Consider the following 6,525-nt stretch of genomic DNA (forward strand, 5'->3'; position numbering starts at 1 on the left):
AGTTGTTAATTTCCACGACTGACAACTGACTAGATGCTTAAATGTTGCCAAGTTACTGGCCCCACTACGCCATCTACCCCTACACTACGCTGGTTTTGAAAGGCTTTCACAGCCGTTTCAGTCAGGGGACCAAAAGCCCCATCAATTCTGATCGCGTAACCGTTAGCAACCAACAACTTTTGTAAAATTCTCACAGAAGTACCGGAATTACCAAAACGCAGAGTTGGTAGAGATGGTCCGCTAAACCTTGGCGATCGCGCTGCTACCTTGATACTATGATTCTCTGAGGCTAGAGTCCGCTGGTTCTTCGCTAAAGTGAACGAACCTGGAGACAGATGCTTTTTTGTAAATTTCTCCAGCAGTTTTTCTGTAGCTAGCTGGGATGCGGATGAAGTTTTCACAGACATTGCATCTGTTTGGATAAATTCAGGTGGTGTGATTTGAAACTTGGGAACTAATGGAATTAAATTACTCTGTGTTAACTTCTGCGAGCTATTTTCCATCTGAAATGGTTGCTGCTTCGGTAATTTATCGGAGAAAGATAGTTGTCTTGCGGTTAATATACCCGTAATCAGCAGGCCAATTTCACTCATCGTCATTCATTCTAATAACCTAATCTCTCTTGACAAACAAACTTGTTGTGAGTCCGGAATGGTCTATACGGAGAAATTCTCCGAAATCATGTGATCTTTTTGTTTGCAGGTGTTATTTATAAATAATCTCATATGACAGTTATTATCAAAGCTGCATTCTGACTGACAATTTTTTTGCCCGGATGAATTTATGTATTAAGTATGAAGTTTATCACTATAGCGTTTCCTCATGGTTTAAATACCAAATTATCTGTGTACATCTGTGGTTAATTAATTCTTTTTGCACTTACTCAGGCGAGAATTACTATCTTAAAATTTAAGTGAGTTAAATGTACAGTAGCCGAGTATTTGCTGTCTTCCTCCCAAAGTCTCATCAACTTCTTCAGTAATTGAAGGCAGTAAAAAAAATATATTCATCAAATAATTTAGTCAGTAATAAATTCTCCGAATTGCTGAGTAATTAGTCCTTTTGGGGATCACAAATATGATCATAGTTTGTAGAATTTTTAACCTCAATCCCGCTATTTTTTGAGAAAAGCTGATTTTGTCAATTCTAGCCAAGTGCGAAAAATAACTACCTCATTCAGATCCCAGACATGAAAAACGCTGACTGCTGAGTGAAAACTTGGAGCAATATTTCCCCTTCCCAAGGCTACCGTGTACACACAAGTCTAAAAACCTTAATTTGGTTAGGGTGCAGGACTTTAGTCCTAACGCACCGAAAATCTAGGATGGTGCGTTGCGCTAGGCGACAACACACCCTACATATAAGGATTTGGAGTAATTTAATTATTTGTGTGTACAGGGGAGCTTTCCAAGAGGAGGAACAGGTTTTGGCATACAAAACCTGCTGGACTGTCAAATACTAACCAATACCATCAATTACGGGATGGAAGTAGAAAGCGAACCCCAAAACTGTATAAGCAGCTAATAGTAAAACCCCTTCTAACCAATTGGATTCACCATCAGAACTAATACTATTGGCAATTAAAACTGAAACCGCCACAGCAACTAATTCAAAGGGATTAAAATCCAAATCCATCGGTTTATCAAGTACCCACCCAGCTATGACTAAGACGGGCGCAACAAATAGGGCAATCTGCATACTTGATCCCACAGCTACCGAGATGGAAAGATCCATCTTATTCTTCATCGCCACGGTGACTGCGGTGGCGTGTTCAGCAGCGTTACCAACAATGGGAACTAAAATTACCCCTGTGAACAGTGATGTCAAACCTAGTTGAGATGTGGCTACTTCCAATGAACCTACCAACAATTCTGATTCCAGTGCCACAAACAAAGTACATACTAGCAGTACACCACTCCATAGCCAGAGATTGGGTTTAGTATGAGGTGTTTCTTCTTCTTCTTCGATCTCTGCAACACCTACATCATATAAATAGGCGTGGGTTTTCATCGAAAAGAGTAGCGTCAGTCCGTAAACCAGAATTAACACAACTGCAACTGCAAGGGAAAGATTTTGCAGAACTTTTTCGCTAATTCCGATGGAAGTGTAGTTCATCGCGGTGGGTAACAAAATGGCAATTACTGCCAAATTCATGGACGAAGCATTCATCCGCGCCACAACCGATTGAAATGTTTGTTCCTTGTAACGCAGTCCACCCAAAAACATGGAAAAACCCATCACCAGTAGTAAGTTACTGATAATCGAACCTGTAATACTGGCTTTGACTACATCCACCAAGCCGGCATTCAGGGCAACTAAAGCTATAATTAGTTCTGTGGCATTGCCAAAAGTGGCGTTGAGTAATCCTCCCAATGACGGGCCAACGACGACAGCTATTTCTTCTGTCGCTGTACCCATCCAGGCGGCTAAGGGCAAAATTGCTAACCCAGCTGTGATGAAAACTATCAAGTCTCCCCACTCTAAAATGTGGGCGGCGACGGAAACTGGAACAAACAGTAATAAAACCAGGAAAAGTGTGTTTTTAACTGACATTTGCTACCTTAAGGTGAGAGTATTATGCACAGATGACAGATGTTGTTGATTATTCGCAAAATTTTACAACCAGATACTAGGATACTCTTAAGTGTCTGCGGATTGTTGAGAGATTGTGCTGTCTCGATCTGACAAATATGTCAAATAAAATGGCAATTTATGGAGTTTTTGCAAAGTTTCGTAGCAAAAATATCAATTTCCACTCGGATTATTCGCGAAATATGGGGTTTAATAGATTAAAAGACCCTAAAATTTTTGACTGACTCGGCTCATCAAAAACCCTCATGGCTGTGCAATAACGCAGATTTCCGGCTGGAGTCAGCCAGTTTTTTGGGAAATTTAACTGTATCCTATACCCATAGTTTTGCTGTATACCGGATTTTGGATTCTCACCTCTGTAGTAAGGTTTAAATCCAAGTGTTCGGCGCAAATGTAAGTTTTTTATTTGGATAAATATACATGACTTCTGCTGCTGAAAGGCCAGTTAGCCCTGGCGCAACCTTGACATCACATTCAATTCCCCACGATACTCACCAGACTGATCCCCTGAAACAGGCGACTGGTGTTTATGTAACGGTGCATGGTCATTTTTATCAGCCACCACGGGAAAACCCTTATTTGGACGCGATTGAACGTCAACCGAGTGCGGCACCTTTCCATGATTGGAATGAACGCATTCACTGGGAATGCTATCGTCCGAACGCTTTTGCCAGGGTCTTGAATGACCAAGGTGAAGTGGTAGAAATTGTGAATAATTACGAATATTTCAGCTTTAATATGGGTCCGACGCTGATGTCGTGGCTAGAACGCTACGATTTTGAGGTTTATCAGCGAATTTTGGAGGCAGACATCAAGAGTTGTCAGCGCTTGCATGGTCATGGGAATGCGATCGCACAGGTATACAATCACATTATTATGCCTCTGGCTAATGAACGGGATAAATACACCCAAATTCGCTGGGGTAAACAAGATTTTCGTTCCCGCTTTGGGCGTGATCCCGAAGGTATGTGGTTAGCGGAAACGGGTGTGGACTACCCTACTTTAGAAGCTTTGGTGGATGAAGGTATTCGCTTCATTATCCTCGCACCATCTCAAGCACAGCGTTGTCGTCCCCTACCCACGGAGGATGATCCCCACCCGGAATGGCAAGAAGTCGGTGGGAGTCAAATTGATCCTACCCGTCCTTATCGCTGTTATTTAAAAGGTAGTAGCGTCACTGATCGCGAATCCCGCCCTTACATCGATATCTTCTTCTACGACGGCCCCATTTCACGAGATATGGGTTTTAGTGATGTTGTCTATAATTCCAGTCATTTTGCCGGACGCGTTGGTTCGGCGGTACGTGGGGATCACCGTCCAGCACAGTTAATTTCTGTCGCTACAGATGGAGAAACCTTCGGACACCATAAGAAGGGAACTGAAAAAACTTTAGCCTACGCTTTTATTGGCGAGTTTCCCAAAAACGGTTGGACGGTGACGAACTTTGCTCACTATCTCAGCCTGAATGCTCCCACTTGGGAAGCAGAAATCAAACCCGCCACGGCCTGGAGTTGCGCCCACGGTGTCGGTAGATGGCAAGATGACTGTGGTTGTGGTGGTGAAGGTGGTGTCTGGCATCAAAAATGGCGGCGACCTTTGCGGGATGCTTTAAATTGGCTGCGGGATCAGTTGATTTTGGTGTATGAGGAAAATGCTGGGCAGTTATTTAATGATCCCTGGCTAGCACGAGATGAATATATTCAAGTGATGCGCGATCGCTCTCCTGCTAATGTTAACTCCTTCCTGTCTCGCCATCAAACCCACAAACTCACCGCCGCCGAACAAGTTGATGTTTTGCGTCTATTGGAAATGCAGCGTCATGCTTTGCTGATGTACACCAGTTGCGGCTGGTTTTTTGAAGAAATTTCTCGCCCAGAAGGTACACAGATTCTCCGCTATGCTTCCCGTGCTTTGGAATTGGCTGGAGATGTGGCCGGTGTCCAGTTGGAAAAAAGTTTCCTCAAACGCTTGGGATTAGCCCCCAGTAATGTGGATAATTTCAAACATGGTGGGGAAGTTTATCGGCAATTGGTGCAAACTGCCCAAGTAAGTGTGAAGCAAGTAGCTGCTCACTACGCCATTACTTCTCTGTTTGGCAATCACAAATCCACAGAAAAGCCCAATCCTCTGTCTGGAAAAGCTAAATATCCTCATCCTGACCAAAAGCGAGTTTATTGCTACACCGTCAATGAGATAGATTACCAACTGCAACGCATGGGATCATTGACGCTGGCGGTAGGACATTTAAAGCTTGTGTCAGAAATTACCTGGGAAAGTGAGAGTTTAGTATTTGCTGTCTTGCATTTGGGGGGCTGGGATTTCCACTGCTGCACGCAATTATTTACTGGACGACGTGACTACAGCAAATTGAAGGAAAAGCTGTTTAGTTCTTTAGAACAGGCAAGTGCTGCTCACTCTATCTTGGTAATGACGCAGCTATTTAAAGAAGAGACCTTCAGCTTGCAGAATTTGTTTGCGGAAGAACGTCACCGGATTATGCGCCTGATCAGTCAGGAAACACTGACACGTTTAGATCAACTTTATAGCCAAGTATATCGGAATAATTACGGTGTGCTGATGGCGTTTCACCGGGATGAACTAGAGGTTCCCCAAGAGTTGCAGGTAGCTGCCGAGATAGCTTTGGGATCGCGCTGTATGATCACATTGCGATCGCTTGAGCAAGATATCACAGAATCGGGATTAAGCTTAAACCATGTTGTAGAATTAGAGGCGATCGCCACTGAGGCTAAACAACTGCATTGTCGGCTAAATATTCCCGAAGGCAAGCAGATATTAGAACAATTGATCATGCGATTGCTTTGGCACTTGTTACACGATGCTAACGGCAGTTTTGCGACAGAAATTCAGTGTTTAGAACGGTTGATTGATGTCAGCTATCAGCTAAATATTGGTATTTCTCTCCACAAATCCCAAGAGTTATATTTTAGTTGTTTGCAAAGTCAAATTCTGCCATTGTGTCTCACTACTTTGGCTGATCAGGAAGACAATAATCAATGTCGTCAATTGCTGAAATTAGGACAAAAGTTAGCCGTTGATGTTAGCAAAGTTTTGAGTAAGTTTGATTAACTTAGGATCAAATTAGTAGGGTGCGTTGTCGTTCAGCGCAACGCACCATCTTGATATCATCTAGAAATTTAAGTGCAAACCCTTTTCTTAGGTAACACTTTTATTAATTGTTGGATTCAATCACTCTGACTTTATCGACCAGCGTTGCAATTTGGATGCGCTGTTCTCTTAAGGCATTGAGTAATAATGATATTTGTACCTGTTGGTCTTTCACAGCTTTAGTTAATACCGCCACAACATCAACAGGACTGATTGCTGTATTATCAGATGATGTCAGCAAACTGGGAACATCTTCTGACAAAAATCCAGCCTGAATCTCTTTGTCTACGCTGTTTTTGTAATTGAATTTGATTGGTTTGATAGTCCTTAATATTTCCGTTACCTCTTGACTAGATAACTCGGTAATATTCTCCTTCAATTCCCTTGATGAATCTTGAAGAATTCTGCCATTAACTCTGAGATTTCCATCTACATATAACTTAGTATTTGAAGCAGGGAGAGAATTACCTATGCTAACATCACCTTGTGCAGTCAAGAGTATCTGAGTGATACCATTTGTTTGCAATGATAAATTATTGGCATCACTGCTAATTACTCCCGATTTAATTTTAATTCCTTGATCAAAGTAGTAACCATTCAGGTTAGTTTGGAAATAAGCTAAATTATCATTTCCTGTACTTATATCCAGAAAACTTGCAGTTGTACCGATTCTGACAACCCCATCAACGTGCAGTTTTTCATCAGGAGAATCTACCCCAATTCCCACATTTCCATTGCTGTTTAAAATAGAAAGTTGAGTTGTGCCATTTGTTTGTAATGACAAGTTATTGCCATCACTACTAATTA

The 6,525-nt window shown here is 42.1% G+C and carries 4 protein-coding genes; 1 reads left to right on the plus strand and 3 read right to left on the minus strand.

The window, feature by feature from the left end:
• Positions 1-29: 29 nt before the first annotated feature.
• A complete protein-coding gene (locus AACX33_RS14520; protein ID WP_193998885.1) occupies positions 30-593 on the minus strand; it encodes a peptidoglycan-binding domain-containing protein in 564 nt (187 codons plus the stop codon).
• An 865-nt stretch (positions 594-1,458) separates the two neighbouring features.
• Positions 1,459-2,553, minus strand: a complete 1,095-nt coding sequence (gene cax, locus AACX33_RS14525) for a calcium/proton exchanger (RefSeq protein WP_193998886.1) — start codon at positions 2,551-2,553, stop codon at positions 1,459-1,461.
• A gap of 459 nt (positions 2,554-3,012) precedes the next feature.
• Here cax and AACX33_RS14530 point away from each other — a divergent pair, with 459 nt between their 5' ends.
• The gene (locus tag AACX33_RS14530; protein ID WP_193998887.1) at positions 3,013-5,679 is read left to right on the plus strand and encodes a DUF3536 domain-containing protein; all 2,667 of its coding nucleotides are present in this window, start codon (positions 3,013-3,015) and stop codon (positions 5,677-5,679) included.
• Between the two features lie 103 nt (positions 5,680-5,782).
• Here the strand turns inward: AACX33_RS14530 and AACX33_RS14535 are convergent.
• On the minus strand, positions 5,783-6,525 hold a 743-nt coding region (locus tag AACX33_RS14535), incomplete at its 5' end, for a tail fiber domain-containing protein (protein WP_227788690.1).

Source organism: Nodularia sp. LEGE 04288 (assembly GCF_963896525.1).
In the GTDB taxonomy this organism is placed as follows: domain Bacteria; phylum Cyanobacteriota; class Cyanobacteriia; order Cyanobacteriales; family Nostocaceae; genus Nodularia.

Excerpts from the sequence above, each read along its gene's own strand:
- AACX33_RS14520 (WP_193998885.1), bottom strand. The coding sequence starts at position 593 with ATGAGTGAAATTGGCCTGCTGATTACGGGTATATTAACCGCAAGACAA.
- cax (WP_193998886.1), bottom strand. The coding sequence starts at position 2,553 with ATGTCAGTTAAAAACACACTTTTCCTGGTTTTATTACTGTTTGTTCCA.
- AACX33_RS14530 (WP_193998887.1), top strand. The coding sequence starts at position 3,013 with ATGACTTCTGCTGCTGAAAGGCCAGTTAGCCCTGGCGCAACCTTGACA.